Genomic DNA, 26,024 nt, shown 5'->3' with positions numbered 1-26,024 from the left:
GCGCTCAGGCGGCTTGCGGCAGCGGTCCGCGCTCCAGATAGCTGGTCAGCGCGATGTCGCTGGTGGTGTTGGTGATGCCCTCGATCTGGTGGATGCGCGCCAGCAACGCCTCGAGCGCCTGGGTGTCGCGCACCCGCACCTTGAGCAGCATGGCGCTTTTGCCGGTGATGGTGTGGATTTCCTCGACCTCGGTGAGCTCGGCCAGCCCAAGAACCTGCTGGGTGATGCTCCAGTTGTTGGTGTCGACATGCACGAAGGCGAGCAGCGGGCGGCCGATGCGGGCGCCGTCGAGCTTGGCGGCGATGCCCTTGATCAGCCCGTCGCGCTTGAGGCGCTTGACCCGCTCGTGTACCGCAGGCGCCGACAGGTTCAGCACCTTGCCAAGTTCGGCATAGCTCTGCGACGCGTCGTCCGCCAGCAGCGTTAATAATTTTCGGTCGCGGTCGTCGAGATCTGGCATCGGAATCTGGTTCTGCCTAACGGCATTCGAACTTTTACGGGATTAAAGAATATGGGTATTAACCCTTATTTTATTCCAATAGAATCCCGGCGATGCAGAACCGCGATACCGTTGGCGCGCCATCGCGCCACCAGCCCCTTCCCCCCGCCATTGGCGCCCTAATGTTCGCCGTCAGCGTCGTCGGCTCCAATGGCCTGGCCCTCAGCCCCATCCTGTCCGACGTGGCCCGGTCGTTCGCCACCACTCCGCTCACGGTCAGCACCGCCATTTCGGCGTATGGCGCGGCGACCGCGGCCAGCGCTTTCCTGCTGGCGGCGCGCATCGACCGCTGGGGCATCCGCCGCTCGCTTCTGGCGGCGATGGCGGCGTTGATCGCTGCCTTGCTGCTGTCGGCCACCGCGCCGCACTGGATCATCCTGACGGCGGCCCAGGCCCTGGCCGGCACCGCCGCCGGCGTCCTCCTGCCCGCCGCCTACGGCGCGGCCTCGCTGGTGGCGGCCCGCGGCCAGGAGACCCGCGCCCTGGGCCGCGTGATCTCGGGCTGGTCGGTGTCGCTGGTGGCCGGCGTGCCGCTGTCGGCGCTGATCTCGGACGCCATCGGCTGGCGCGCCACGTACGGCGCGCTGGCGCTGTGCGCCGCGGTGGCCCTGGCCGGCCTGCGGCGCCTGCCCGAGCGTCGCGGCGCCAGCGCTCCCGCGCCCCGCCTGGCGCGCCTGCTGGCGCCGCTGTCCTACCGCGATGTGCCCGTGCTGCTGCTGGCCTGCCTGGCATTTTCGTCGGCCTTCTATGGCGTCTATGCCTTTCTGGCCGACCATGTGCGCACTCTGCTGGGCCTGTCGGCGGGCCAGGTAGGACTGATCGCCTTTGCCTATGGGGCCGGCTTCCTGCTGGCCGGTCTGGCCGGCGCGCCGCTGATCGAGCGGCTGGGTCCGCGCCGCGCCCTGCCGTTGGCGCTGGCCGCCATCGCTCTGGTCTACCTGGCGCTGCTGCCCGCCGCGCACGCGCTGGCGGCGGTGTTGGCGATCGCTCTGCTATGGGGCGGGGCCTCGCAATTGAGCCTGAACCTGCTGGTGCTGCTGCTGTCGCGGGCCCGGCCCGACGAGCGTGGCGCGGTGCTGGGCCTGAACACCTGCACCACCTATCTGGGCGCCAGCGTCGGCACGGCCGTGGCCGGCACGCTCTATACCCACGCGGGCTTCGACAGCCTGGCCCTGGCAGCCGCCTCGGCCGTGGCGCTGGCGGCGTCAATGCTGCATTGGCGCCTGAATGGCCGCCGCGCCGCCGAACGCCGCGCCGCCGCCTGAAACCGTATCAGCCCGGCAACACCACCGCGCAATCGCGGCCGGCGCGCTTGGCCTGGTACAGCGCCTGGTCGGCGCGCCGCAGCACGTCGGATATGCTGGCATCGGTCTCCAGGAAGCGGGTAATGCCGCCACTGGCGGACAGCATCACCGCATGGCCGTCGATCTGGGCGGGATGCTGGCGCAAGCTGGCCCGCAAGCGGTCGCAGATGGCCAGCGCCACGTCCTTGTCCGCATCCGCCAGCAACACCACGAATTCCTCGCCGCCCAGGCGCCCCACCGAATCGCCCTCGCGCAGGCAGGCGCGCAGTTGGTCGCAGAAGTGGCGCAGCGCGGCGTCGCCGCCCAGGTGCCCGTAGCGGTCATTGACCTGCTTGAAATAGTCCAGGTCGAGCATCAGCACCGTATGGCAGGCGCCGCGCTTGGACGCATCCAGCAGTCCCTTCATGCGTTGCAGGACCTCGGCGCGGGTCCAGCATCCGGTCAGGCCATCAACCTTGGCCAGCCGCGCCAGGGCGGCCTCGTTGCGCCGGCTCTCGGTCATGTCCATGCCGATGTTGACTACGCTGCCGTCGGGCAGGCGCACGTTGGACCACAGCACCGACAGGCGCTCGCCATCGCGCGCCAGCGGTTGCCATTCGCGAAACGACGGATGCGGCGCGCGTCCGACGCTGTCGACGACACGTGCGCGGATCGCGGGGTCGGGATAGAACAATGCCAGCGGCTCCGCGTGCCGATTGATTTCTTCGCGGGTCCAGCCGAAACGGCGCTCGCACGCCGCATTCCAGAGCAGGCACTTGCCGCGTTCGTCGAAGGCGTTGATCAGCACCGGCGCATTCTGGAACAGCGCCTGGTACTGCGCCAACACCGCCCGCAGATGAGCCAGTTCGGCATCGCGGGGGTCCGGCTGGCCGGCGCCATCGCGCTCGGCGTCCGGTGGCCGCGGGGCAATCAGGGCGTCATTCGGGAAAGCGAATCGCATGGGCTGGCTGGCGGGAAAGACGGCTCGGCCCGGCGGTGTCTCGGGCCGGGGCGTGTAAGGCGCGGCCAGTATACGTTCAAGCCCGCGCCCCGAATGCCAAGAAACGTCAATTCGCCGCGCCTCCCGCCCGGGGCGGCGCTACCAGGGGAACGTGATCAGGTCGCCATACAGGCTGCGCAGTTTTGCCTTGACCTCGGGCGATTGCTGATAGATCGAGATGAACTTGAGCAAGCGCGGATCCTGCGCTTGCTCGGGCCGCGTGACCCAGCGGATGGCATAGCGGCGCACATTGGCCGGATCGGTATTGTCGAACGCCAGGCCATCCTTCTCGTCCAGCCCGGCCTGCTTGGCGAAAGTGGTATAGGTGACCGATGCCGTCACGTCATCGAAGACGCGGGCCGATTGCGACCCGTCGATCTGCACGAATTTCAGGCGCCTCGGATTGTCGGTCACGTCCTCGAGGGTGGCCTGGTGCGCCACGCCCGGCTTGAGCTTGATCAGGCCGATCGATTGCAGCAGCAGCAAGGCGCGGCCGGTATTGACCGGATCATTGGGCAGCGCGATGGTGGCGCCCTCCGGCAGGGGGTCGCCCTTCTTGAGTTTCTTGGAGAACAGGCCGATGGTGGTGGAATAACCGTAGGCGATGGGCGTCAGGTGGGTGCCGCGGCGGGCATTGAACAGTTGCAGGAACGGTTCGTGCTGGAAGAAGTTGGCGTCAACCGAACCGTCGGCCACGGCGATGTTGGGCAGCACCCAGTCGTTGAACTCCACCAGTTCGACCTCCAGGCCGGCCTTGCGCGCCTCGGCCACCGCCAGCTCGGTGGCGGCGTTGGCCACGCTCGGGATCAGGCCGATGCGCAACGGCTTGTCGGCCGCCAGCGCCGGCGCGGCGCTGGCCACGCCCAGGACGGTCACGGCGGCGGCGCGTGCCAGGGTCAGGAACAGGGAATGCAAAGACATGGAATCATCCGGTGGAAAACGCACGGTGCGGCTATTGTGCCGCAGCCTGGCGCCAGCGCGGCCAAAGTCCTTGGTCGCGTGATGGCGATCCCGCCGCGCCGGGGCGCTACACTCGAGCCCGGCACTGCAATCCAGCATCACGGAGGCCGACCTTGCAAAATACCGCCACCCTGCCCACCCATGTCACCTTGATCGGCGCGCCCACGGATATCGGCGCGGGCGCGCGCGGCGCCTCGATGGGTCCGGAAGCCCTGCGCGTGGCGGGTATCGGCCCGGTCATCGAGGCCCAGGGGTTCACGGTCATCGACCATGGCAACCTTTATGGTCCGGCCAATCCGTGGCAACCGCCGGTGGACGGCTACCGCCACCTGGACGAAGTGGCCGCCTGGAACCATGCCGTTCACGACGCCATGTACGCCGCGCTGGCCCAGGGCTCGCTGCCGATCCTGCTGGGCGGCGATCATTGCCTGGGCATCGGCTCGATCAGCGCGGTGGCGCGCCATTGCCGCGCCACCGGCAAGAAGCTGCGCGTGTTGTGGCTGGACGCGCATACCGATTTCAACACCAACGCACTCACGCCCACCGGCAACATCCATGGCATGCCGGTGGCCTGCCTGTGCGGCCATGGCCCGGCGCCGATCGTCGGGATGTCGGGCCAGACGCCCGACATCGACCCTTCCTGGGTGCGCCAGATCGGCATCCGCAGCGTCGACGAGGGCGAAAAACGCCTGGTCCACCAGGCCGGCCTGGAAGTCTTCGACATGCGCTACCTGGATGAAATGGGCATGCGCGCGACCATGGCAGCCGCCCTCGCCGGACTGGACCAGAACACCCACCTGCACGTCAGCTTCGACGTCGACTTCCTCGACCCCGAGATCGCGCCGGGCGTCGGCACCACCGTGATGGGCGGTCCGACCTACCGCGAAGCGCAACTGTGCATGGAAATGATCGCCGACACCGGCCTGATGCGCTCGCTCGATGTCGTGGAGCTGAACCCGGCCTTCGACGTGCGCAACAAGACCGCCGACCTGGCCGTGGATCTGATCGAGAGCCTGTTCGGCAAATCGACGCTGGTGCGCCGGGGCGCCTGAAACCGGGTCAGCCCTCGTCTTGCTGGCGGATCGCCGCGGCCGTTGCCGCCAGGCTGCGCACATGCGGCTCGCGCCGCGCCAGCACGCGCGGCGTGGGACCCGCCAGACACAGCGCGTACCATTCACCGGCGCGCTCCAGCGCCACCGCCAGGCCGGTCAGGTCCGCCACGCTTTCGCCCGCGTTCTCGGCCCAGCCGCGCGCCTCGACCCGCGCCACGTCGTCCAGCAAGGCCGCGCGCGTGACCAGGGTGCGGTCCGTGTAGCGGCGATAGTCGACCGCCGCCAGCACCGCCTCGCGCTCGGCCGGCGCCAAGCGCGCCAGGATCGCCTTGGCCACCGCGCTGGTATGCAGCGGCCGGCGTTCGCCCGGCCGGGTCGCGTAATGCACCGGCTGGGCCGATTCGGCCACCTCCAGGAACAACACGCCCCCATCCTGGATCTTGCCCAGCATCACGGTTTCATCGCTCTGGTCGCGCAGCGCGCGCAATAGCGGCCGCACCCGTTCCAGCCACGGGTCGCCCGCCTGGATCAATCCGCACAGCGCCTGCAGCCGCGGCGTCGGGTAGTAGCCGCCGCGCCGCCGCACCTCGTACAGATAACCGCGCCCCACCAGGGTGCGCACCAGCGCCAGGCAACTCGACATGGGCGCGCCCAGCCCTTGGGCCAGTTCGGTGAGCGACAGCGGCCGGCGAGCCTGCGCATACAACTCGATCAGTTCCAGCGTGCGGACGACCAGTTTCACTTCCATTGCGGCGGCCTCGGCAAACGGCGTTGACTTTTCGTATTGGTGAACATAAATTCTTGCACAGGAAATTTTATTCACCAATAAGAATAAATTTTCAGCCGGATGGAGAACCGGCGTTCCGGCCCAGCATTCGCGTCACCCAAGAAAACCGATATTCGGCTCGCCCGACGGGCCATGGAGACAAACCGATGCGTATCACTCCCCTGTGGACGGCCGTGGCCGCCACGCTGGCCGCCTGCGCCATGCATACCCCGGCCGTTCTGGCCCAGCCCCCTGCCTCCGATGCCGGTATCGTGCGCCTGGGCGTGTCCAACGACCGCTCGGGCATCTATTCCGACCTGGGCGGGCTCGGCTCCGAAATGGCCGTGCGCATGGCAGTCGAGGACTTCGGCGGCAAGGTCGCCGGCAAGACCGTTGAGGTGATCGGCGCCGACAACCAGAACAAGGCCGACGTGGCCTCGGCCCTGGTGCGGCGCTGGTTCGATACGCAGGCGCTGGTGGCGGTGGTCGACGGCGGCGCCAGTTCGGCCGGCCTGGCGGCCCAGGGGGTGGCGCGTGAAAAAGGCGGCACCGCGCTCATCAGCGGCGGCTTCGCCGGCGATTTCAGCGGCAAGCAGTGCAGCCCCCTCAGCACCCAATGGGCGCCCGATACCTATGCCCTGGCCAACGCCGTGGTCAGGAGCGTGGTCGAAGGCGGCGGCAAGTCCTGGTATTTCATCACCACCGACTACGTGTTCGGCAAATCGCTCGAAGCCAACGCCAGCCGCTTCGTGCAAGGCGCGGGCGGCAAGGTGCTGGGCAGCACGCGGCATCCGCTTGGCGCCATGGACTTCGCCTCGTTCCTGCTGCAGGCCCAGGCCTCGCAGGCCGATGTGGTGGGGCTGGCCAGCGCCGGCGGCGATCTGGTGAACCTGATCAAGCAGGCCCAGGAGTTCGGGTTGACCGGCGGCAAGCAGCGCCTGCTGACCTTCCTGACCTTCATCAACGACGTGCAGGCCATGGGCCTGCCGGTGGCGCAGGGCCTGGCCTTTCCCACCGGCTTCTATTGGGACGCCGATGACGACACCCGCGCCTGGACCCGGCGCTGGCAGCAGAAAATGGGCGTGACCCGGCCGCCGTCGATCGTGCAGGCCCTGAGCTACGTCGCCACCACGCATTACCTGCAGGCCGCGCAGGCCGCCGGCACCTTCGACGGCGCCGCCGTCAACCAGAAGATGCGCGAGTTGCCCATCACCACCAAACTGATCAAGAATGCCCGCATACGCCCCGAAGACGGGCGCGTCATCATGGATCTGTATCTGGTGGAAGTGAAAAAGCCCGCCGAATCCAAGTATCCCGGCGACTTCTACCGCATCCTGTCCACGGTGCCCGGCGAAAAGGTGTTCGTTTCGCTGGCCGATAGCGAATGCCCGTTGATCAAGAAATGAATCCGCTTTTCCGAGGAGAGACCCCATGAAGTGCTATTGCGTCGTCAACTTCCGCGAACCGCTGCAGCAGATGGAGCAGGCCACGCCCACGCCGCAGGGCTCGCAGGTGCTGCTGAAGGTGCGCGCCGCGGGCGTGTGCCACAGCGATATCCACTTATGGGAAGGCGGCTACGACCTGGGCCAGGGTCGCACCCTGTCGCTCAAGGAGCGCGGGGTCTCGCTGCCCTTGACGATGGGCCACGAAACGGTCGGCAGCGTGGTCGCGGCCGGCCCCGATGCACAGGGCGTGCAGTCCGGCCGCAACTACCTGGTCTACCCGTGGATCGGCTGCGGCGCCTGCCCGACCTGCCTGGCGGGCCAGGAGAACCACTGCACCGCGCCTGCCTGCCTGGGCGTGCACCGCGCCGGCGGCTATGCCGACCACATCCTGGTGCCGCATCCGCGCTACCTGATCGACATCGGCGACCTCGATCCGGCCCGCATCGCGCCCTACGCCTGCTCCGGACTGACGACCTATTCGGCGCTCAAGAAGATCGGCGAGGAGGTTTACCGCGAGCATCCGGTGGTCATCTTCGGCGCCGGCGGGCTGGGCCTGATGAGCCTGACCCTGATCAAGGCGCTCGGCGGCAAGGGCGGCATCGTGGTGGACATCGACCCGGCCAAGCGCCAGGCCGCGCTGGACGCCGGCGCCCTGGCCGCCATCGACGGCGCCGCGCCCGACGCCGCCGCGCAAATCATCCAGGCCGCCGGCGGCAAGCCGCTGCAGGCCGCCATCGACCTGGTCGGCGCGCCGTCCACCACCGCCCTGGCCTTCGATTTCCTGACCAAGGGCGGCAAGCTGATCATCGTCGGCCTGTTCGGCGGCGCCGCGTCGTGGCCGATCGCTTTGATTCCCATGAAGGCCATGTCCATCATCGGGAGCTACGTCGGCAACCTGGCCGAACTGCGCGAACTGATGGATCTGGTGCGGACCGGCAAAGTGCCGCCGATGCCGGTGCACCGCTATGCGCTCGAGCAGGCCGACAGCGTGCTGGCGTCGTTGCGCGCCGGCAAGGTGCTGGGCCGCGCGGTCCTGACGGTGGATTGACGCCGGGCAAGCGGCATGGCCGGCGGCGGCCGCACTCTCGCCTGGACAGCCGTCCGGGGACGGCCTTCGCGAATCGGCCTATCATGTCACCTGCGCAACCGCCCCGCTTCCAGCAAAGGACTCCGCATGACCGACCGCCAGCTCACCATCCTCGCGGCCATCAACCTGTTGATCGCCGTCGGCGCCGGGGCCTTCGGCGCGCATGGGCTCAAGCGGCTGGTCACGCCCGAGCTGCTGTCGGTCTGGCAGACTGGCGTCATGTACCATCTGATCCATGGCCTGGGCCTGTTCATCATCGCGCTGCTCGGCGCGCGCTACGGCTCGCCGCTACTGTCGGCCGCCGGCCTGGTGATGTTCATCGGCATCGTCCTGTTTTCAGGTAGTCTGTACGTCCTGACCCTGACGGGCACCCACTGGCTGGGCGCCATCACGCCGGTGGGCGGCGTGGCCTTCCTGGCCGCCTGGGCGATGGTGGCACTGGCGGCCTATCGCGCCCAGGGCTGAGCCCCTCGCCGGGCCATTGCCCGGCGCCCCCCCGCATTGCCTGCTGGCGGCCTCGGCCGCCTTTCCTGCTGAACCCCGATGCCGTCCTCTACCGTTTTGCCCGCCGCGCGTGACCATTCCGTCTTCATGGGCATCGCCTGTGTCGCCGGCGGTATCTTCTTCCTGACGCTGAGCGATGCCAACGCCAAATGGCTGGGCGCCCGCTACAACCCGCTGCAGATCCTGTTCCTGCGCGCGCTGATCGCGCTGCCGTTCGTCACCGCGCTGGCGCTCTGGCTGGGAGGACGGCGCGTATTGCGCACCGCGCACCCCGGCCTGCACCTGACGCGCGGCGCCATCAACGTGGTGTCGGCCTGTTTCTTCTACCTGGGATTGCAGGCGCTGCCGCTGGCCGAGGCCACCGCCATCGCCTTCGCCGCGCCTTTGTTCGTTACCGCGTTGTCCGTGCTGATCCTGAAGGAGCGTGTCGACGGCCGGCGCTGGCTGGCGGTGCTGGCCGGCTTCGCCGGGGTGCTGATCATTGTGCGGCCCGGCACCGACGCCTTCCAGGCCGCCACCCTGCTGCCGCTGGCCACCGCCTTCCTGTATGCCGTCATGATGATCACGGCGCGCGGCATCGGCCGCGGCGAAGGCATGCTGACCACCACTTTCTACATTGTCGCCGGCCAACTGGTGTGCAGCGCGCTGCCGCTGGCCTGGGTCTGGCAGGCGCCGGCCGTCGCCGACCTGCCCTATTTCGCGGCGGTCGCGCTGTTCAGCACGCTGGGACTGGCGCTGATCACCCAGGGCTTTCGCATCGCCCCGGCTTCGGTGGTGGCGCCCTTCGACTACACCGGCCTGATCTGGGCCACGCTGCTGGGCTGGATCTTCTGGCGCGAGGCGCCGGATGCCTATGCCTACCTGGGCGCGCTATTCATCGCCGGCAGCGGCGCCTATATCGCATGGCGCGAGGCGCGCGCAGGCAATCGGCGCGCGCGACCGCCCCGCGCTGACGCGAAACGCTAGGGGCGCCCACGCGTTCCTCGTGCGGACCGGCGCGCCCTCAATTGGCCTTTTCGTCCTCGCCGGCATAACCGCTGATGTAGGGGCGGCCCGAGCAGCGCACCATCGCCACACAATTGGGCCGGCCGCTCTTGGCGCTGCAGGTGTTGCGGGCCGCGTCGCGCGCCGTCTTCGGGTCTGGATCGAGCGCGGTGTAGCTGGTGCCGCGGCCTTTCACGCCCTTGGGCCAGGCCAGGCCGACGCAACTGTCGCGGTAGGTCAGGACCTTGGTGCAGCCGGTGCATTCCTCCCATTCCAGCAACTTGTTGATGGCGTCCTTTTCATTGGGGTAGCCATCCGAATACGTCAGGTCGCCCGAGTCCATTTCGGCGACGGCGCCCCAGTACTCGCGGTCGTTCAGCCTGGCGGACAACGCTTCCAGCTCGGCCGGCGTAGCGGTCCTTGCCGCCTGCGCGTCCTGCGCGCTGTAGCCTGGCCCGACGCACAGCGGCATGGTGGTCAGCCAGCATTTGCCGTCGGGGCTGCCGGCGGTGCAGCGGCGGATCGCCTTCTTGGCCGCCATTTCCGGCGATACGCTGTTGCCGGGGAACAGGTCATTGACGCTATTGCGGGCATAGGTCATGCAACTGTCCGAAAACCAGCTCAGCGATTTGCAGTCCTTGCCGCCGCCCCGGCGGCACTCGGCCAGCGCGGCCGCTTCGGCCGCCTTGGAGGAGTCCTCGGGCAGCGCCCAATAGATCCTGGCGTGTTTGCCGTCCGTCGCGATGCCGCCAAACAGGGAGTCGGCATGTGCCTGCGGCGCGAACAGTCCCGACACCAATGCGAGCGCGCCGAGCGCCGCGCGGATCATGCGGGAAAAGCGGGCAAATATCATCGTCGGGTTCCAGATCGAGAGGAATTCAGCGGCACCGATCTTAGCAAAGCGCCTGGCAGGTCCGTCCCCTTTCCGGGAATCGGCCAGGCATATTGCGTAACAAATTTCACGGTTGGCGGCAGGATGCCGGCCCCATTTTCCGGTAAAAATGGCGGACCTTACGCAAGCAGGCTGTCAATCTGCAATCATCCGTCCGCCGCAAGCCAAGTTGGCCTGCGCTGTCACGAAGAGAAACAAAACGCCTGGCGCGCCCGGATCAAGATCGCCGCCGTCCCGCCTGGCCGCCACGGAGCACCGACCGCAAGCCATGACGTTCCTCGCGCCCCCTTTCCTCCGCCGTCTGCCGTTGCGCCTGGCGAGCAGCCTGATCGCCGCGGCCGGCCTGGCCGGCTGCGCGCCGATGCCCACTGGCGGCAGCTCTTCCCTGCCATCCCTGAGCCGGGTCTTTTCGGAAGGCCTGTCGTTCTCTCCCAGCGTCAATGTGGCCCGTAACATGCAGGGCCGCTCGATCAACGATGCCATTGCCGCGCTGGGCGAACCCTCAAGGAAGCGCGCCGTCGGCAACACCCTGGAATTGGAATGGTCCGATTACCAGGCGGCGCCTTATCAGGAATGGGTGACGACCGGCACCAGCCAGCAGGTGGTCGGCATGATCCCGGCCACCCGCGGCGGCGCCGCGACACCGGTATTCCAGCAGAGCAGCTCCGGTTACTACCAGAACCGCACGCGGGTCTATGAATGCAAGGTGCTGATGCGCATGCAGGACAGCGTCATCGTCGACGCCACGGTCGATGGCAACGTCTGCCCGGAATTCATCGCCGCGTTGCGTAAATGGGCCGGCGAAAACGAAGCGAAGAATTATGTCGTGAAATAAGGCGCGGACCTGGTCGCATAAACCGCGCCGGGCCGCGCAAGGATTATTCCGGCGCGCCAGCGCAAGTTTGTCGACATTGTTTTTTCGATGCGCCAATACTGTCGAAAAGGCGCATCGATATTCTGGAAAGATGGCGAAATTAATGCGCGCGCGATTAAGTTTCCGGCCGCGCCTGCCGTTACCGGTCTGATACTCCCCCGGCAAGCCTCATGGGCAGTGATTGCCCGCCAGGAATACGCAGACATGACCACGATTTCCGCCTATACGCCGCCGCTCGTCATCGCCCCGCGGACGCCGGCAACAGGCGTGTCCCCCGTCACCACCGTCAACCGCAGCCCCGACCTCCCGGCCTCCACCTCGGTGACGCTGGGCCGGCAGCCGGCCAACGTCCTGACCTACTCCCCCGACACGATCGCGGCCAACGCCGCCGGACAGGCGCAGGAACCCGACGCGCTGTCGTCGCTGATGTCCGACAACATCCGCGCCTCGTCGCTGACCGGTCAGTTCAAGGGCCTGGCGGCCGCGCTGCTGGGGCGCCTGCAGGCCGATGGCGGCAACTATTCGCTGTCGATTCCGCGCGCCGGCGCCAGCACTGCCATCGACGGCGTCGCCGCGGCCCAGGGCCCGGCGCAGGCCGACAACTCGGTGTCGCTGCGCGTCACCACCGCCAGCGGCGCCAAGGTCACCATCACGCTGGAAAGCAACGAAAAAGGCCTGGGCGTGCAGATCGACGTGGGCGACGCCAGGCTCACCGAACAGGAACGCAACGCCATCGCCGGCCTGTCCAAGTCGTTCCAGGAAGCCGTCGACGGCCTGTCGGCCGTGCCGCCCAAGCTGGCGCTGGGCGCACTGGCCAGGTTCGACGGCAGCGTGCTGTCGTCGGTCTCGCTGCAAGCCACGGTGGGCGCCGAAGGCCCCGACCGCGTCAGCTTCGATTTCCAGGCCGATGCCGGCCAGCGTTCGCTGACCGTCAAGACGGTGGCCGGTTCCGCGCAGATCAGCGTCGACGCCAGCGACTCCAGCCAGTTCGGCAGCGCCCAGCAGCAATCGGCCGCCATCGCCAACTACCTGTCGCGCTTCGACAGCGCCCAGCAGCGCGGCGAAGGCGACGCCAACCTGATGGCCCTGTTCAAGTCGGGCTTTGCCGACCTGCACAAGAGCTATGGCGACTGGGCGCCGCAAGGCACGACCACCACGCGGCTGGGCCTGCCCGCCGACGTGCATCGCACGATGCTGTCCGGCCTGGCCGACTTCTCGGCCTCGATCAACCAGACGCCGGTCGCCTCCAATCCGCTGCAGCCGCGCGAATTCGACAGTTTCTCGTACGAGACCTCGCAGAACACCCGCAGCAGCGGCAGCCCGCGCCTGGACCTGGCGATCTCGCAGCAACAGCAATCGTCCCTGGCGGCCAGTTACCATCGCGCGCTCACGCCCGGCCAGCAGTTGAACCTGACAGCTGACCCCGAGACGCAGAACTACGCCTTCCATCAGATCCGCGACACCAGCAGCAGCCAGACCGACATCGCCTACGAAGACGGCGAACTGGCCAAGGCCTCGTTCACCGAATCCAGCACGATGTCGACCCTGGTGAGCAAGTTCGTCAAGGGCAAGCTGGTCGACCAGAGCAGCATCACACCCACCACCCAGACGCGCACCCAGGACCTGATGACCCTGCTGCGCGCCGCCGACCTGAAGGCGCCGCTGCAAGACACCGCCACGCCGCGCGACCAGGTCGAGGCCGCCCTGATCCGCAAGCAGGAAAACCTGGCGCAAGCCGTGGCGCGCCTGCGCGGCTGATCCGGCACCACGGCAAACCCCGACGGGGCCTGCCCGGCGGCAGGCGGCGATGCGTGATCGCCCCTCACCGCACGGCAGTCCCCGTCGTTCTGGTTGCAATCAAGCGCCTTGCGGCAGTTTCGCGATCACCTTGATCTCGAAATCGAAGCCATACAGCCAGGTCACGCCCACCGCCGTCAGCGTCGGGTGCGGCGCCTGGCCCCAGTACTCCGGCACCACCTTCCAGATGGCCTCGAACTTCGCGGCCGGGTCCACCATGAACACGGTCACGTCGACCACGTCCCCGAAGCTGGCGCCGGCCGCCTCGAGGATCGCATTCAGGTTGTCGAACGCCTGCCGCACCTGGGCCTCCAGTTGCGGCTCGGGCGAGCCATCTTCGCGGCTGCCCACCTGGCCCGAGACGAACAGGAAACCGTTGGAACGGATCGCCGGCGAATAGCGGTTGCGCTCGTACAGCGCCTGGCGCCCGGCCGGGAAAACCACATCACGTGTTGCCATCTTGCTACTCCTGCGGCGGGCCCTGGCCCGCATTGATCATGCAGGCACTTTACGCACGCGGGCGACGGCGATAAACGGGCGAGCCTGTCCAACACTGTTTGTAGAATGCAAACAATCCCATGACTCCTGGAGCGGCGCGATGGACCGTTTCGATGCGATGCAGGCCTTCGCCCGCGTGGTGGAGACCGGCAGTTTCACCAAGGCGGCCGAAACCCTGCACATGAGCAAGACCAGCGTCACCCAGTTGGTGCAGCAGCTCGAGGCCCGCCTGCGGGTGCGATTGCTCAACCGCACCACGCGCAAGGTCAACGTCACCGCCGACGGCGCGGTCTATTACGAACGCGTGCTGCGCCTGCTGGCCGACATGGACGACGCCGAAACCAGCCTGTCCGGCGCCGCCGCCGTACCGCGCGGGCGGCTGCGGGTCGATGTGCCCAGCCCGCTGGCGCGCATGATCCTGGTGCCCGCCCTGCCCGACTTCCACGCGCGCTTTCCCGACATCCAGCTCGACATGGGCGTGAGCGACCGCATCGTCGACGTCATCGGCGAGAACGTCGATTGCGTGGTGCGCGGCGGCGAACTGACCGACCAGTCGCTGGTGGCGCGCCGCGTCGGCGACCTGCAACTGCGCGTCTACGCCGCGCCCGGCTACCTGCAGGGCGCCGGCACGCCCGCCCATCCGCGCGAACTGGAGAACAGTCACCACCGCATCGTCGGCTTTCTCTGGTCGCGCAGCGGCAAGCCACTGCCCTACGCCATGCGGCGCGGCGACGAAAACCTGCACGTGCACGGCCGCTACGTGGTGGCAATGGATGACGGCAACGCCTATCTGGCCGCGGGGCTGGCCGGCATGGGGGTGCTATGGCTGCCGGACTACATGGCGCGAGAGCACGCGGCGCGCGGCGAACTGGTGCCGTTGTTCGAGGACTGGCGGCTCGATGCCATGCCCCTGTATCTCGCCTACCCGCCCAACCGCCACGTCAGCGCCAAGCTGCGGGTCTTCATCGACTGGGTGGTGGCGCTGATGGCGCGGCATGCGCCAGTGGCCATGCCGCCCCCCGGCGGCGGCCCTGCCCGACCTTCCGCGACCGGCGGCGGCCGGACGCGGCGCACCCCGGGCGCGAAAAATTAAAGCGGATATTAAGGCCGCGCCCCTACAATCGATCCCGCCTCCGCGGCATTTCCCTGCTCCCGCGCAGACCCGGCAGGGAAGCCGTTGCCCCCCGTCCGCTTACGGCCGGGAGCATACGCGCCCCGCCTGGCAACCATCCTGATCGGGTCCGCCGCTTTCCGGTTCGCATCCCATGCCGTCTACCCTGCAATCGCCGCACCTCCCCGACCCTGGCGGAATCCTCATCGCTCCCCCCGACCCGGCCCGGGCCGCCGCGGCGCTGGACGCCGCGCAGCGCTACCTGGCCGACCTGGACTTGCGCAGCGCCGCCCATTGCGAAGCCTTTGGCGGGGCCACGCCCTCGGTCCACGCCGCGCTCACGCCCGGTTTCTCCGCCAGCTACCTGCCCGACCACGACACCACCGGCGTGGCGCGCGCGCTGAGCCTGCGCACCGACGCGGACGACGCCGACCTCGATCGCGAAATCATGCTGGCGATGCTGGCCAGCCCGGTCGCGTTCGACTTTCCCTCGGTCGCGGAACTGGAATCGGCCGTGCGCATCCGCCGCTACATCGTGCGCGCGGCCAGCAAGACCGCGCTGGCCTTCGACACCGAGCATGCCGAGCGCCCCGAGGGCTACTGGACCTATGACGAGGCGCGCGGTTTCACGATCCTGCCGGGACGCTCGCTGATCGAGGGCCTGCGCAAGGCCACGCAACCCGAGGCGTCCGGCCAGCTCTATGCGTTTTCGTGCTATCGCGCCACCGAATACGTCACCGTGCTGGGCATTGCCCAGGAGCTGCGCGAGGCCAATCCCGAGCTAGGCGAGCGGCTGCAACGCCAATGGGAAACGCGCGCGGTCATGTCCGGCAGCTTCCATGACACGTTCCTGCGGGAATACGGCACGCTGGCGACGCCGCTGCCGCAGCGCTTCTACGTGCCGGGCGACCGGCTCTGGTTCCGCAACCCCGATGCCGCGTCTTCGGATGTCGAGGGCTACGAGGGGTCATGGGTGTTCTACCTGGGCGGCGGCCTGTTCAACAATTTCTGGGAGCGCGGCGCGCCCTACACGCTGATCGCCAAGTGCGTCGAGATCTACCACTGGCGCCACGGCCTGCGCACCGACGCCGCCGGCAAGCGCTACATCGACGAAACCATCGTCAAGGAACGCATGCAGCAGACGCTGGCCGACCCCGCGGCCAGCGCCAGCGTCCTGGCGCGCATGATGCGGATCCGCGATCCCCAGGGCGTCTACGCCGAAGGAGGCTGCATCGATGCCACGCGCGAACGGGTACGCTGGGTCCGCACCGGCCACAGCGACATCGCGCTGCCCGATTTTCCCGCCGCCGTGGGGTCCGGCGCCGCATAGGCGCTGCGGCGCGTCCCGGCCTGGACGCCTGGCGCAACGATGGGGCGGTCGACGGCAAGGCGCAGGGGCGCCCTGTCACGCCGTCGCCAACTGCGCGGCCAGCGCCAGCGCCCGCGCCAGGAAGGGAGAGCCGTCGTCCTTGCGGTAGCTGGCGATCACCGGCGAGACGAAGGCCTCGGCGTCGATCCGCACGTGCGCCACGTCGCGCCGCTGCAATCGCTGCACCGAGGCCGGCACCACCGTCACCCCCAGCCCGGCCGCCACCAGGCCGATCGCGGTCTGCAATTCGTTGGCTTCCTGGGCCACCTGTGGCGCATGGCCGGCGGCGCGGAACAGGTCCAGCACGTGGTCGGCGAAGTTGGGCCGCGGCCGCGCCGGATACAGCAGGAAAGGCTCCCGCGCCAGCCGGTCGACCGAGACGCTGGCGCAGGCGGCCAGCGGATGGTGCAGCGGCACCGCCGCCATCAGCGGTTCGGTCATCAGCACGCGGCGCTCGATCGCCGGATCGTCCAGCAGGATGCGGCCGATGCCCAGGTCGATGCGGCCGGCCTTGAGCGCCTCCAATTGCGGCAGCGTGGTCATCTCGGCCAGGCCGACCTCGACCTGTTCATCCGCGCCGCGCAATTGCCGGATCAATTCGGGCACGAAGCCGTACAGGGTGGACGGCACGAAACCGATGCCGAACCAGCGCCGCCGCGCCTGGCCCAGGCGGCGGGTGCCCTCCAGCACTTCATCCAGGCGCGCCGTCAGCAGCCGCGACTGTTCCAGCAGGAAGCGTCCCGCTTCGGTCAGGCGCAGGGCCCGGGTGGTGCGCTCGAACAGCGCCACGCCCAACTCGTCTTCCATATGGCGGATCTGGCGGCTGAGCGGCGGCTGGGCCATGTGCAGGGTCTCGGCGGCGCGGGTGAAGCTGCCCTCGCGCGCCACCGCCTGGAAATATCGCAGGTGCCGGAGTTCCATGATTTATTCAGACCTTAGAGGTATCAATGCAGACCCATATAGTCTTGGACTTGGCGCCAGGACGCAAGCGATACTGCGCCTCATCTGATCAACCTGCTTTGGAAAGTATGAATCCGGTAACAATTAACGCGGTCGAAGCGATCCTGGTGGATCTGCCGACCATCCGCGCCCACCAGTTGGCCATGGCGGTGATGCAGCGCCAGACGCTGGTGATCGTGCGCCTGCGCTGCAGCGACGGCATCGAAGGGATCGGCGAGGCCACCACCATCGGCGGCCTGTCGTACGGCGAGGAAAGCCCGGAAGGCATCAAGCTGGCGATCGATACTTACCTGGCGCCGGCCCTGGCCGGCCTGGACGCCAGCAATATCCACGCCGCCATGCGGCGCCTGGAGAACGTGGCGCGCGGCAACCGCTTCGCCAAGTCGGCGCTCGAAAGCGCCCTGCTCGATGCCCAGGGCAAGCGCCTGGGCGTGTCGCTCTCGACGCTGCTGGGCGGCGCCGTGCGCGACCGCCTGCCGGTGCTGTGGACCCTGGCCAGCGGCGATACCGCGCGCGACATCGAAGAAGCCGAGTCGCTGCTCGCCAGCCGCCGCCACAACACCTTCAAGCTCAAGGTCGGACGCCGTGCCGTGGCCGACGACGTAGCCCACGTGTCGCGCATCAAGCAGGCGCTGGGCGACCGCGCCCGCGTCACGGTGGACGTGAACCAGGCCTGGAACGAGGCCGATGCGGCCGGCGCCATCGCGCGGCTGGAAGCGGCCGGCGTCGACCTGATCGAACAACCCATTCCGCGCGCCAACCTGGCCGGCATGGCCCGGCTGGCGGCGCGCTTCGTGGTGCCGATCATGGCCGACGAGGCCGTCAACGGCCCCGAGGACGCGCTCGCCATCGCGCGCCAGGGCGCGGCCGACGTGCTGGCCCTGAAGATCGCCAAGTCCGGCGGCATCCACGAAATGCTGCGGACGGCGGCGGTGGGCGACGCCGCCGGCCTGTCGCTGTACGGCGGCACCATGCTGGAAGGCTCGGTTGGCTCTATCGCCTCGGCCCACGGTTTCGCCTGCCTGCCGCGGCTGTCATGGGGCACCGAGCTGTTCGGCCCGCTGCTGCTCAAGGACGACATCGTCGCCAACCCGCCGCGCTACAGCGATTTCGAAATGGAGATTCCCACCGGTCCCGGCCTGGGGCTGGAACTGGACGAAGACAAACTGGCTTTCTACCGCAGGGACCGCTGAAGCCCCCGCCCCACGGTTGTTCCCGCGCGCCGGCCCCGCATTGGCGCGCGGACAGAATAATTCAAGCACACGGAGACACGATATGGCTTTGCGCTACGCCTTCAAACACCTCGCCCGGGCCTGCATGGGCCTGGCCCTGCTCGGCGCCGCCGGCGCCGCACAGGCCGACGCCTACCCCGACCGCCCGGTCAAATGGATCGTGCCGTTCCCGCCGGGCGGCGCCATGGACAGCATCGCCCGTACCCTCGGCGAATCCATGGGCAAGCAGCTCAACACCTCGTTCATCATCGAGAACCGCGCCGGCGCGGGCGGCAATATCGGCGCGGCCAGCGTGGCCCGCGCCAAGCCCGACGGCTATACGATCCTGATCGTGGCCAACGGCATGGCCGTCAACCCGGCGCTGTACGCCGACCTGAACTACGATCCGATCAAGGATTTCGCCCCGATCTCGCTGCTGGCGGTGGTGCCGAACGTGCTGGTCACCAATCCGGCGCGCAACGACGTCAAGAGCGTCAACGAGGTCATCGAGAAGGCCCGGGCGCAGCCCAACCACTACACCTATGCCTCGGCCGGCGTGGGGACCTCGATCCACCTGGCGGGCGAATTGTTCGTGTCGATGGCCAAGATCGACATGCTGCACGTGCCGTACAAGGGCAGCGGCCCGGCCATCGCCGACCTGCTGGGCGGGCAGGTGGACTATATGTTCGACAGCATCACCTCGGCCAAGCCGCATATCGAAGCCGGCAAGCTGCGCGCGCTGGCGGTGACCACGGCCAAGCGCTCGGCCGCCCTGCCCAACGTGCCCACGGTGGCCGAGAGCGGCCTGCCCGGCTACGAACTGATGCCCTGGTTCGCCGCCTTCGCGCCGGCCGGCACCCCGCCCGAAGTGGTGGCCAAGCTCAACACCGCCATGCGCCAGGCGTTGAACGAACCCAAGGTCAAGGCGACGCTGGACTCGATCGGCGCCGAATCCATCGGCGGCACGCCCGACGAACTGCGCGACTACCTCGCCAAGGAAAGCGCGAAGTGGAAGGTGCTGGTGAAGGAACGCAACATCAAGATCAATTGAGTCCGCCTCGGAAGCGGGCCTCCCCAAGGCAAGAGTGCCCCGGCATCGCGCCGGGGCGGAAACCAGGCTTTTGCACGCCTGCCGATGCAGGCATGCGCCTGCCTGGCAGCCATTACTCCACCGTCGCTCCCGACTTCTTCACCACTTCCGCCCAGCGCGGGATCTCGGTGGCCATCAGGGCGCGCAGCTCTTCGGGGGTGCTGCCGACCAGTTCCATGCCCATGGTCTTGCCGAGCTTTTCCCGCACGTCGGGCTCCTTGAGGATCACGGCGATCTCGGCGGCGAGTTTGTCCAGGATGGGCTTGGGCGTGCCCTTGGGCGCATACACCGCCTGCCACGACGCCATCTGGAAACCAGGCACGCCGGCTTCCTGCATGGTGGGCACGTCGGGCGCCAGCGCGATGCGGTCCTTGGTGGTGACGGCCAGCAGCTTGAGCTTGCCGGTCTGCAACAGCGGCAAGGCGGCGGTCATCTGGTCGAACATGAACGTCACCGCGCCCGAGGACACGTCCACCATGGCGGGCGGCGTGCCCTTGTAGGGGACGTGCGTCAGCGGCACGCCTATCATGCTGGAAAACAATTCACCGGCCAGGTGGGTGGAAGTGCCGGCGCCGGACGAGGCGAAGGTGCGCTTGGCCGGGTCCTTCTTGAGCAGCGCGATCAGGTCGGCCACGGAATTCACGCCCAGGTTCGGATCGACCAGCAGCACGTTGGGCAAGTAGGCGATCAGCGAGACCGGCTCGAAATCCTTGACCGGGTCGTACTTCAGGTTCTTGTAGAGGCTGGCGTTGATGGCGTGGGTGCTGATGGTGCCGCCGAACAGCGTATAGCCGTCGGGCGCGGCCTTGGCCACGTAGGTGGCGCCAATGCCGCCGGCCGCGCCGGGCTTGTTCTCGACGATGACGTTCTGGTGCAGCCGCTCGCCCAGCTTCTGCGCCAGCATGCGGCCGACCACGTCGGTGGAACCGCCCACAGTGAACGGCACCACATAGGAAATCGGCTTCTGCGCCGGCCAGTCGGCGGCCGTGGCCGGCAGCGCCCAGGCGCCCAGCATCGGTCCTGCCAGCAGCGCGGCCAGCGCGCGGCGACGATATTGATTCATGCTTGTCTCCTGCCCTCTGTGTTTTATAGGCATGGGTCGCCGGCCGGCTGGCCGGCGCCAAGGCTCAACGGCCCTGTTCTTTGCGCCAGGCGGCGAATTTGTCCTTGGTGGCCGGGTCGGTCGGCGGGTACAGGCCCAGGATCGACGCGCCGGCCTGCACCTGGCTGGTGACGAAGTCCTCGAACGCGGTCATCTCCACCGCTTCGTCCGCGATCTCGTCGGCCAGGTGCGCGGGGATCACCACCACGCCCTCGCGGTCGCCCACCACGATGTCGCCGGGAAACACGGCCACGTCGCCGCAGCCGATGGGCGCGTTGATGTCCAGCGCCTGGTGCAGCGTCAGGTTGGTCGGCGCGGACGGACGGTTGTGGTACGCGGGATAGCCGAGTTCGGCGATCTCGGGCGAGTCGCGGAAACCGCCGTCGGTGACCACGCCGGCCACGCCGCGCTTCATCAGGCGGGTCACCAGGATCGAGCCGGCCGAGGCGGCGCGCGGGTCCTTGCGGCTGTCCATCACCAGCACCGCGCCGGGCGGGCAGGTCTCGACCGCGGCGCGCTGCGGATGGGCGCGGTCCTCGAACACCTTGATGGTGTTCAGGTCCTCGCGCGCCGGGATGTAGCGCAGCGTGAAGGCCGGGCCGACCATGTTGGGCAGCGTCGCGTTCAGCGGCCGCACGTCCTGGATGAACTGGTTGCGCAGGCCGCGCTTGAACAAGGCGGTGCACAGCGTGGCGGTGCTGATGCCGGCCAGCTTGGCGCGGGTGGCGGGATTCATGTCTGACACGGAAAACTCCAGGGAAAGCGATTCAGGGGATGGCGGGTTCAGAAGATTTCCGGTTCCGGCACGGGCGCGCCAAAACTGGTTTCGAGGAAGTCGAAATCACAGCCCTGGTCAGCCTGCAGGATGTGCTGCGAGTACATCCAGCCGTAGCCGCGCTCGTAGCGCCTGGGCGGCGGCGTCCAGGCGGCGCGGCGCGCGGCCAGTTCCTCGTCGCTGACGTTCAGGTGGATGCTGCGGGCCGGCACGTCGACGGTGATCAGGTCGCCGGTCTTGACCAGCGCCAGCGGGCCGCCGATGTAGGCTTCGGGCGCGGCATGCAGGATGCAGGCGCCGTAGCTGGTGCCGCTCATGCGGGCGTCGGACAGGCGCAGCATGTCGCGCACGCCCTGCTTGACCAGCTTGGTGGGGATCGGCAGCATGCCCCATTCCGGCATGCCGGGGCCGCCCTGCGGGCCGGCGTTGCGCAGGATCATGATGTGGTCGGCGGTGACGTCCAGGTTCTCGTCGTCGACCGCGGCCTTCATGCTGGGATAGTCATCGAACACCAGCGCCGGGCCGGTGTGTTGCAGGTATTGCGGGGCGCAGGCGCTGGGCTTGATGACGCAGCCGTCCGGCGCGATGTTGCCGCGCAGGACCGCCAGCGCGCCCTCGTCGTAGATGGCGGTGTCGAGCTTGCGGATGACGTCGTCGTTGTAGACCTCGGCGCCGGCGATGTTCTCGCCCAGCGTCTTGCCGGTGACGGTCATGGCCGACAGGTCCAGGTGGCCTTCCAGGCGCGACATCAGCGCCGGCAGGCCGCCGGCATAGAAGAAGTCTTCCATCAGGTATTTGTCGCCGCTGGGCCGGATGTTGGCGATGACCGGCACCTTGCGGCTGGCGGCGTCGAAGTCGTCCAGGCCCACCGGGTGGCCGGCGCGGCGCGACATGGCCACCAGGTGGATGATGGCGTTGGTGGAGCAGCCCATGGCCATGGCCACGTTGATGGCGTTCTTGAACGAGGCCGGGCTCAGGATGCGCTGCGGAGTCAGGTCGTCCCAGACCATCTCGACCACGCGGCGGCCGCATTCGGCCGACATGCGCATGTGGTTGACGTCGGCCGCCGGGATCGACGAGGCGCCCGGCAACGTCATGCCGATGGCCTCGGCGATGGCGGTCATGGTGCTGGCCGTGCCCATGGTCATGCAGGTGCCGTAGCTGCGGGCGATGCCGCCTTCGACCTCGGTCCATTGCTCCTGCGTAATCTTGCCGGCGCGGCGCTCGTCCCACAACTTCCAGGCATCCGATCCGGAACCGAGGATCTTGCCCTTCCAGTTGCCGCGCAGCATCGGGCCGGCGGGCACGTAGACACAGGGCAGCCCGGCGCTGATGGCGCCCATCAGCAGGCCCGGCGTGGTCTTGTCGCAGCCGCCCAGCAGCACCGCGCCGTCCACCGGGTGGCTGCGCAGCAGTTCCTCGGCCTCCATCGCCAGCATGTTCCGGTACAGCATGGTGGTGGGCTTGACGAACGATTCGGACACCGAGATGGCCGGCAGTTCCACCGGAAAGCCGCCGGCCTGGAACACGCCGCGCTTGACGTCTTCGACGCGCTGCTTGAAGTGGCTGTGGCAGGGGTTCAGGTCGGACCAGGTGTTGATGATGGCGATGATCGGGCGGCCGGCCCAGTCGTCGGGGCCATAACCCATCTGCATCATGCGGGAACGATGGCCGAACGAGCGCAGGTCGTCCTTGGCCATCCAGGCGGCGCTGCGCAGGCTTTCGTAAGTGCGTTTCATAGGCGGGTGCGGGTCCTGGGGTACGGGGAAATGAAAGAGACGAAATCATTGACGAGGCCATTTAAACACTAATACATTAGTGCGTCAGCTAGGTGAAAACCCGCTACACTCCGGTTCCATCACCGCCCCGTCCATGATCGACCTTTACCGAATTTCGCCCGATGCCTAGCCACAAGCTCAGACTGGACCGCTCGCGGCACGCCGCGCCGCAGGTCTTCGAACATCTGCGCGAACAGATCATTTCACTGGAGCTGGCGCCGGGCGCGCCGTTGTCGCGCGTGACGCTGGCCGAGGCCTACGGCCTGAGCCAGACGCCGATCCGCGACGCCCTCATGAAACTGGCCGAGGAAGCGCTGGTCGAGATCTATCCGCAGCACACCACCGTGGTCAGCCGCATCGACATCGCCGCGGCGCGCCAGGCGCATTTCCTGCGGCGCTCGATAGAGCTGGAAATCGTGCACCTGCTGGCGCAGCAACCCGATCCCCTGCTGGTGCAGCGGCTGCAGGCCAGCATCGAGCGCCAGCGCGTCTGCCACGCCGCCGGCCAGTACCAGGAATTCATGGCGGCCGACCAGGCCTTCCACCGCGACATGCACGTGGCCGCGGGCGTCACCGCACTGTGGGACATGGAGCAGCGCTACAGCGGCCACGTCGACCGCTTGCGCCGCCTGCACCTGCCGGAAGCCGGCAAGGCCGAGCGCATCATGGACGACCACCAGCGCGTGCTGGACGCCATCGCCGCCGGCGACGCGCCGCGCGCGCAACAGGCGCTGCGCGAGCACCTGTCGGGCACGCTCAGCCAGGTGGCCGAGATCTGCAAGCGCTATCCGGATTACGTGCTGGCCGATTGAGCGGGCGCGGTCCCAGGCCCGCCTCAGTCCAGCGCGTAGCGCAGGATCACCGTCCTGCCATCGCGAACGGCGTGCACCAGCACGCCCTCGCCCGCTGCGTCCAATCCCAGCAGGCCGCGCTCTTGATCCGGCGACAACTGGAATGGCCGCCAGGTGCGGCCCTGATCGTGCGTGTGGAAGTAGGTCCGGGTGTAATCGCCAAACGCGAACAGGCGATCGGCGTAGGTCTGCACCACCCAGCCGTGGCGGCCGAACCAGGCCTGGCCGATCCACGACGGCTGGCCCCGCACCTGGGGGGTGGAGGCCAGTGGGAGCCAGCTACCCGGGTCCGGGTCCAGGCGAAAAATGCGATTGCCTTGCGTCGCATACACGGGCTGGCCCGGCACTGGCCGCGACATTGGGTCCTGCGCCGGCGCCGCCGCCACGCCATGAGTGACGCGGAACGCCGGCGGCGCCCCCGCCTGGAACCGCACTTCGAACCGCCGCGTCTCGATACGGCGCACGGCGCCGTCGGCCCCAGCCCCGTTGCGCCAGCTCCAGCCCACCACCCGGTCGGCCGCCGCCGGATACAGCGACCAGCCATAGGCCGTTCGCTCGTCCCCGCCCTCGGCGCGCCCGGGGTCCGCCTGGCCGGCGAAGGCCTTGTCGTAACTACCGGCATCGGGCCAGACCTGTTCGTCCAGCCGCAGCGCCGACCAATGCCGGGCGCCGTCTTCGCTCACCAGCAGGCGCGCGTCCGCCGCCCCCTCTTGCAGCGCCACGGCGCGCGTCTCGCCCAGGAACATGGTGTGACGCTGCGACGCGCCCAGGTCCACCTCGGGCGCGTAGCGCCAACTGCCCCCCTGGTCATCCGAGCGCCACACCCCGTCGGCGACTGGCAGGCCGTTGCGGCGCGCATGGCGCAAGCCGCTGGCGACCAGGTACAGGGTCTGGCCCGGCGTGCCGAGCAGCGTCACCCCGGTATCGCCACCGACGGAGCCCAACAATGCGTAGCGCCCATTGTCGCGGCCGCCGTAGACCAGGTTGCGGACGTCGCGCGACGCCGCCGCGGCGCTCAGCAGCGTTCGCGCCGAAACCGCCCCGCCGGCCGCGGCCGTGTCCGCCGGCAGAGCCGGCCCGGGCCCGTCATCGTCCGGCCCCGCCGCCGCCACCAGCGCGTCCAGCACCGGCGCGCCGTCCAGCCCGCCCTGGTCGCGTCCGCCCGCGATCAATTGGCCGGTCAGGTATTGATGGTCGCCAAAGCGGTACAGGCGCGTGCGTGAATAGCCCGCCAGCGGCGGCCCGTCGAGCTGGCCGATCACCTCGCTGCGCACCAGCGGCTCGCCTTCCGGCACCAACTGGTACAGGCCATAGGCCAACAGGCCGGTCACGGCAATCGCGGCCATGCCGGCGTACCCCCTGATATTCATTCCTAGCGCCTCTCCCCCCGGAACCGGCCGCCGCCGCCCTGCATCGTGGCGGCATCCGACGGACGAGACTATACCCTTGTGGCGGACCCGCCAGCGGGATCCGGCGGCGCCCCGATCTTTCTCTATACTGGGGACTTACCCCAATGCCGCTCTGGAAACACCCTCATGATTGCAAGGCAAGCGCTACCCACACTGATCCTGGCCATGCTGGCGGGCTCGGCCTGGAGCCAGCCGGCCGCCACGCCGGCCGGGGCCTGCGCGGCCGCGGCCGTGCGCCAGGGCAAACCGGCGCAGGACGACGGGTGCGCCAGCGAGGTCGCGGCGCGCCAGGCCGACAGCGCCGAAGCCAGGTCCGGCAACGGGTCGGACTGGCAGCCGCTGGCCCCGCAGACCATGCCGGGCGTGTTCTACGACGGCGCCTCGATCACGCAACTGTCCGAACGCCCCGTGGTGATGCTGGCCACGGTGGCCTGGTTCTACGCCCAGCCACGGGTTTCCGAGACCAACGGCCAACCCTACGGCTCGGTGACGCAGGCCGTGATCATGAACTGCAGTGCCAATACCTATACGGTCACCGAGACCCAGCACTACACCGGTCCCAACGCCACCGGCAGCCTGGTGGAATCGCTGCCCGTGGCCGGCATGAACAACGCGCCTGTGGTGCGCGACCCGGTGCAGCGTTCGCTGCGCACGGTGATCTGCCCGGCCGACGGCAGCCGCGCCCGGCGCTAAGGCGCATCGGCCCTTCGCCGGGCCCGTCCACGCG

Annotated in this window: 25 protein-coding genes; 14 read left to right on the top strand and 11 right to left on the bottom strand. The window is 68.4% G+C overall.

Annotated elements, in window-relative coordinates:
* Window positions 1-4: 4 nt before the first annotated feature.
* Window positions 5-460, bottom strand: a complete 456-nt coding sequence (locus AC6LKG_RS12445; protein ID WP_498164781.1) for an Lrp/AsnC family transcriptional regulator — start codon at window positions 458-460, stop codon at window positions 5-7.
* 161 nt (window positions 461-621) lie between these two features.
* Here AC6LKG_RS12445 and AC6LKG_RS12440 point away from each other — a divergent pair, with 161 nt between their 5' ends.
* Window positions 622-1,764 (top strand): MFS transporter, encoded by a 1,143-nt coding sequence (locus tag AC6LKG_RS12440; RefSeq protein WP_498164780.1) that lies wholly within the window; start codon window positions 622-624, stop codon window positions 1,762-1,764.
* 7 nt (window positions 1,765-1,771) lie between these two features.
* Here the strand turns inward: AC6LKG_RS12440 and AC6LKG_RS12435 are convergent, their stop codons facing one another.
* Both AC6LKG_RS12435 and AC6LKG_RS12430 read right to left on the bottom strand, forming a co-directional pair.
* Window positions 1,772-2,743, bottom strand: a complete 972-nt coding sequence (locus AC6LKG_RS12435; RefSeq protein ID WP_498164779.1) for a sensor domain-containing diguanylate cyclase — start codon at window positions 2,741-2,743, stop codon at window positions 1,772-1,774.
* A gap of 138 nt (window positions 2,744-2,881) precedes the next feature.
* Window positions 2,882-3,703 (bottom strand): MetQ/NlpA family ABC transporter substrate-binding protein, encoded by an 822-nt coding sequence (locus AC6LKG_RS12430; RefSeq protein WP_498164777.1) that lies wholly within the window; start codon window positions 3,701-3,703, stop codon window positions 2,882-2,884.
* A gap of 152 nt (window positions 3,704-3,855) precedes the next feature.
* Here AC6LKG_RS12430 and rocF point away from each other — a divergent pair, with 152 nt between their 5' ends.
* Window positions 3,856-4,794 (top strand): arginase, encoded by a 939-nt coding sequence (gene rocF, locus AC6LKG_RS12425; RefSeq protein WP_498164775.1) that lies wholly within the window; start codon window positions 3,856-3,858, stop codon window positions 4,792-4,794.
* 7 nt (window positions 4,795-4,801) lie between these two features.
* Here the strand turns inward: rocF and AC6LKG_RS12420 are convergent, their stop codons facing one another.
* Window positions 4,802-5,542 (bottom strand): IclR family transcriptional regulator, encoded by a 741-nt coding sequence (locus tag AC6LKG_RS12420; protein WP_498164773.1) that lies wholly within the window; start codon window positions 5,540-5,542, stop codon window positions 4,802-4,804.
* A 185-nt stretch (window positions 5,543-5,727) separates the two neighbouring features.
* Between AC6LKG_RS12420 and AC6LKG_RS12415 the strand changes: the two genes are divergently transcribed.
* The 4 genes from AC6LKG_RS12415 (at window position 5,728) to AC6LKG_RS12400 (ending at window position 9,562) form a co-directional block, all read left to right on the top strand.
* Entirely contained in the window at window positions 5,728-6,966 is a 1,239-nt protein-coding gene (locus AC6LKG_RS12415) for an ABC transporter substrate-binding protein (RefSeq protein WP_498164771.1), read from the top strand.
* A 25-nt stretch (window positions 6,967-6,991) separates the two neighbouring features.
* Window positions 6,992-8,053, top strand: coding sequence for an alcohol dehydrogenase (locus tag AC6LKG_RS12410; protein WP_498164769.1), 1,062 nt, complete (start codon window positions 6,992-6,994; stop codon window positions 8,051-8,053).
* A 126-nt stretch (window positions 8,054-8,179) separates the two neighbouring features.
* Window positions 8,180-8,557, top strand: coding sequence for a DUF423 domain-containing protein (locus tag AC6LKG_RS12405; RefSeq protein WP_498164767.1), 378 nt, complete (start codon window positions 8,180-8,182; stop codon window positions 8,555-8,557).
* 78 nt (window positions 8,558-8,635) lie between these two features.
* Complete coding sequence (locus tag AC6LKG_RS12400) at window positions 8,636-9,562, top strand: DMT family transporter (RefSeq protein WP_498164765.1); 927 nt, start codon at window positions 8,636-8,638, stop codon at window positions 9,560-9,562.
* A 37-nt stretch (window positions 9,563-9,599) separates the two neighbouring features.
* Here AC6LKG_RS12400 and AC6LKG_RS12395 read toward each other — a convergent pair whose 3' ends face one another.
* A complete protein-coding gene (locus AC6LKG_RS12395; protein WP_498164763.1) occupies window positions 9,600-10,433 on the bottom strand; it encodes a DUF4189 domain-containing protein in 834 nt (277 codons plus the stop codon).
* A gap of 307 nt (window positions 10,434-10,740) precedes the next feature.
* Between AC6LKG_RS12395 and AC6LKG_RS12390 the strand changes: the two genes are divergently transcribed.
* Both AC6LKG_RS12390 and AC6LKG_RS12385 read left to right on the top strand, forming a co-directional pair.
* The gene (locus tag AC6LKG_RS12390) at window positions 10,741-11,307 is read left to right on the top strand and encodes a hypothetical protein (protein ID WP_498164762.1); all 567 of its coding nucleotides are present in this window, start codon (window positions 10,741-10,743) and stop codon (window positions 11,305-11,307) included.
* Between the two features lie 243 nt (window positions 11,308-11,550).
* The gene (locus AC6LKG_RS12385; RefSeq protein WP_498164760.1) at window positions 11,551-13,104 is read left to right on the top strand and encodes a hypothetical protein; all 1,554 of its coding nucleotides are present in this window, start codon (window positions 11,551-11,553) and stop codon (window positions 13,102-13,104) included.
* 99 nt (window positions 13,105-13,203) lie between these two features.
* Here the strand turns inward: AC6LKG_RS12385 and AC6LKG_RS12380 are convergent, their stop codons facing one another.
* Window positions 13,204-13,602 (bottom strand): RidA family protein, encoded by a 399-nt coding sequence (locus AC6LKG_RS12380; RefSeq protein WP_498164758.1) that lies wholly within the window; start codon window positions 13,600-13,602, stop codon window positions 13,204-13,206.
* A gap of 139 nt (window positions 13,603-13,741) precedes the next feature.
* Between AC6LKG_RS12380 and AC6LKG_RS12375 the strand changes: the two genes are divergently transcribed.
* Window positions 13,742-14,734, top strand: a complete 993-nt coding sequence (locus AC6LKG_RS12375) for a LysR family transcriptional regulator (protein ID WP_498164757.1) — start codon at window positions 13,742-13,744, stop codon at window positions 14,732-14,734.
* Between the two features lie 172 nt (window positions 14,735-14,906).
* Entirely contained in the window at window positions 14,907-16,082 is a 1,176-nt protein-coding gene (locus AC6LKG_RS12370; protein ID WP_498164755.1) for a TGL-type protein-glutamine gamma-glutamyltransferase, read from the top strand.
* 75 nt (window positions 16,083-16,157) lie between these two features.
* Here AC6LKG_RS12370 and AC6LKG_RS12365 read toward each other — a convergent pair whose 3' ends face one another.
* Window positions 16,158-17,042, bottom strand: a complete 885-nt coding sequence (locus tag AC6LKG_RS12365) for a LysR family transcriptional regulator (protein WP_498164753.1) — start codon at window positions 17,040-17,042, stop codon at window positions 16,158-16,160.
* Between the two features lie 107 nt (window positions 17,043-17,149).
* On the opposite strand from AC6LKG_RS12365, the gene AC6LKG_RS12360 reads away from it, so the two are divergent.
* Complete coding sequence (locus AC6LKG_RS12360) at window positions 17,150-18,274, top strand: muconate/chloromuconate family cycloisomerase (protein WP_498164751.1); 1,125 nt, start codon at window positions 17,150-17,152, stop codon at window positions 18,272-18,274.
* Window positions 18,275-18,356: 82 nt separating this feature from the next.
* A complete protein-coding gene (locus AC6LKG_RS12355; protein WP_498164750.1) occupies window positions 18,357-19,343 on the top strand; it encodes a tripartite tricarboxylate transporter substrate binding protein in 987 nt (328 codons plus the stop codon).
* A 112-nt stretch (window positions 19,344-19,455) separates the two neighbouring features.
* Here AC6LKG_RS12355 and AC6LKG_RS12350 read toward each other — a convergent pair whose 3' ends face one another.
* From AC6LKG_RS12350 to araD, 3 genes are all read right to left on the bottom strand, one after another.
* Window positions 19,456-20,445, bottom strand: coding sequence for a Bug family tripartite tricarboxylate transporter substrate binding protein (locus AC6LKG_RS12350; protein ID WP_498164748.1), 990 nt, complete (start codon window positions 20,443-20,445; stop codon window positions 19,456-19,458).
* Between the two features lie 64 nt (window positions 20,446-20,509).
* Window positions 20,510-21,220 (bottom strand): ribonuclease activity regulator RraA, encoded by a 711-nt coding sequence (locus AC6LKG_RS12345; protein WP_049073996.1) that lies wholly within the window; start codon window positions 21,218-21,220, stop codon window positions 20,510-20,512.
* A 47-nt stretch (window positions 21,221-21,267) separates the two neighbouring features.
* A complete protein-coding gene (gene araD, locus AC6LKG_RS12340) occupies window positions 21,268-22,998 on the bottom strand; it encodes an L-arabinonate dehydratase (RefSeq protein ID WP_498164747.1) in 1,731 nt (576 codons plus the stop codon).
* Window positions 22,999-23,159: 161 nt separating this feature from the next.
* Here araD and AC6LKG_RS12335 point away from each other — a divergent pair, with 161 nt between their 5' ends.
* Entirely contained in the window at window positions 23,160-23,849 is a 690-nt protein-coding gene (locus tag AC6LKG_RS12335) for a GntR family transcriptional regulator (RefSeq protein ID WP_498164746.1), read from the top strand.
* A gap of 23 nt (window positions 23,850-23,872) precedes the next feature.
* Here AC6LKG_RS12335 and AC6LKG_RS12330 read toward each other — a convergent pair whose 3' ends face one another.
* Window positions 23,873-25,258 (bottom strand): beta propeller repeat protein, encoded by a 1,386-nt coding sequence (locus AC6LKG_RS12330; protein WP_498164744.1) that lies wholly within the window; start codon window positions 25,256-25,258, stop codon window positions 23,873-23,875.
* Between the two features lie 165 nt (window positions 25,259-25,423).
* Between AC6LKG_RS12330 and AC6LKG_RS12325 the strand changes: the two genes are divergently transcribed.
* Window positions 25,424-25,990, top strand: coding sequence for a surface-adhesin E family protein (locus AC6LKG_RS12325; protein WP_498164742.1), 567 nt, complete (start codon window positions 25,424-25,426; stop codon window positions 25,988-25,990).
* Window positions 25,991-26,024: the final 34 nt, after the last annotated feature.

It is taken from the genome of Achromobacter sp. 46006 (assembly GCF_059761975.1).
This window is presented reverse-complemented; position numbering and strand designations above follow the sequence as displayed.

Bases quoted from the DNA above. Each gene is read 5' to 3' on its own strand.
- AC6LKG_RS12370 (WP_498164755.1), top strand. From the start codon at position 14,907: ATGCCGTCTACCCTGCAATCGCCGCACCTCCCCGACCCTGGCGGAATC.
- AC6LKG_RS12385 (WP_498164760.1), top strand. From the start codon at position 11,551: ATGACCACGATTTCCGCCTATACGCCGCCGCTCGTCATCGCCCCGCGG.
- AC6LKG_RS12430 (WP_498164777.1), bottom strand. From the start codon at position 3,703: ATGTCTTTGCATTCCCTGTTCCTGACCCTGGCACGCGCCGCCGCCGTG.
- araD (WP_498164747.1), bottom strand. From the start codon at position 22,998: ATGAAACGCACTTACGAAAGCCTGCGCAGCGCCGCCTGGATGGCCAAG.
- AC6LKG_RS12405 (WP_498164767.1), top strand. From the start codon at position 8,180: ATGACCGACCGCCAGCTCACCATCCTCGCGGCCATCAACCTGTTGATC.
- AC6LKG_RS12335 (WP_498164746.1), top strand. From the start codon at position 23,160: ATGCCTAGCCACAAGCTCAGACTGGACCGCTCGCGGCACGCCGCGCCG.
- AC6LKG_RS12325 (WP_498164742.1), top strand. From the start codon at position 25,424: ATGATTGCAAGGCAAGCGCTACCCACACTGATCCTGGCCATGCTGGCG.
- AC6LKG_RS12395 (WP_498164763.1), bottom strand. From the start codon at position 10,433: ATGATATTTGCCCGCTTTTCCCGCATGATCCGCGCGGCGCTCGGCGCG.
- AC6LKG_RS12355 (WP_498164750.1), top strand. From the start codon at position 18,357: ATGGCTTTGCGCTACGCCTTCAAACACCTCGCCCGGGCCTGCATGGGC.
- AC6LKG_RS12400 (WP_498164765.1), top strand. From the start codon at position 8,636: ATGCCGTCCTCTACCGTTTTGCCCGCCGCGCGTGACCATTCCGTCTTC.
- AC6LKG_RS12410 (WP_498164769.1), top strand. From the start codon at position 6,992: ATGAAGTGCTATTGCGTCGTCAACTTCCGCGAACCGCTGCAGCAGATG.
- AC6LKG_RS12375 (WP_498164757.1), top strand. From the start codon at position 13,742: ATGGACCGTTTCGATGCGATGCAGGCCTTCGCCCGCGTGGTGGAGACC.
- AC6LKG_RS12365 (WP_498164753.1), bottom strand. From the start codon at position 17,042: ATGGAACTCCGGCACCTGCGATATTTCCAGGCGGTGGCGCGCGAGGGC.
- AC6LKG_RS12345 (WP_049073996.1), bottom strand. From the start codon at position 21,220: ATGAATCCCGCCACCCGCGCCAAGCTGGCCGGCATCAGCACCGCCACG.
- AC6LKG_RS12435 (WP_498164779.1), bottom strand. From the start codon at position 2,743: ATGCGATTCGCTTTCCCGAATGACGCCCTGATTGCCCCGCGGCCACCG.
- AC6LKG_RS12445 (WP_498164781.1), bottom strand. From the start codon at position 460: ATGCCAGATCTCGACGACCGCGACCGAAAATTATTAACGCTGCTGGCG.
- AC6LKG_RS12350 (WP_498164748.1), bottom strand. From the start codon at position 20,445: ATGAATCAATATCGTCGCCGCGCGCTGGCCGCGCTGCTGGCAGGACCG.
- AC6LKG_RS12380 (WP_498164758.1), bottom strand. From the start codon at position 13,602: ATGGCAACACGTGATGTGGTTTTCCCGGCCGGGCGCCAGGCGCTGTAC.
- AC6LKG_RS12415 (WP_498164771.1), top strand. From the start codon at position 5,728: ATGCGTATCACTCCCCTGTGGACGGCCGTGGCCGCCACGCTGGCCGCC.
- AC6LKG_RS12390 (WP_498164762.1), top strand. From the start codon at position 10,741: ATGACGTTCCTCGCGCCCCCTTTCCTCCGCCGTCTGCCGTTGCGCCTG.
- AC6LKG_RS12360 (WP_498164751.1), top strand. From the start codon at position 17,150: ATGAATCCGGTAACAATTAACGCGGTCGAAGCGATCCTGGTGGATCTG.
- AC6LKG_RS12440 (WP_498164780.1), top strand. From the start codon at position 622: ATGTTCGCCGTCAGCGTCGTCGGCTCCAATGGCCTGGCCCTCAGCCCC.
- AC6LKG_RS12420 (WP_498164773.1), bottom strand. From the start codon at position 5,542: ATGGAAGTGAAACTGGTCGTCCGCACGCTGGAACTGATCGAGTTGTAT.
- AC6LKG_RS12330 (WP_498164744.1), bottom strand. From the start codon at position 25,258: ATGAATATCAGGGGGTACGCCGGCATGGCCGCGATTGCCGTGACCGGC.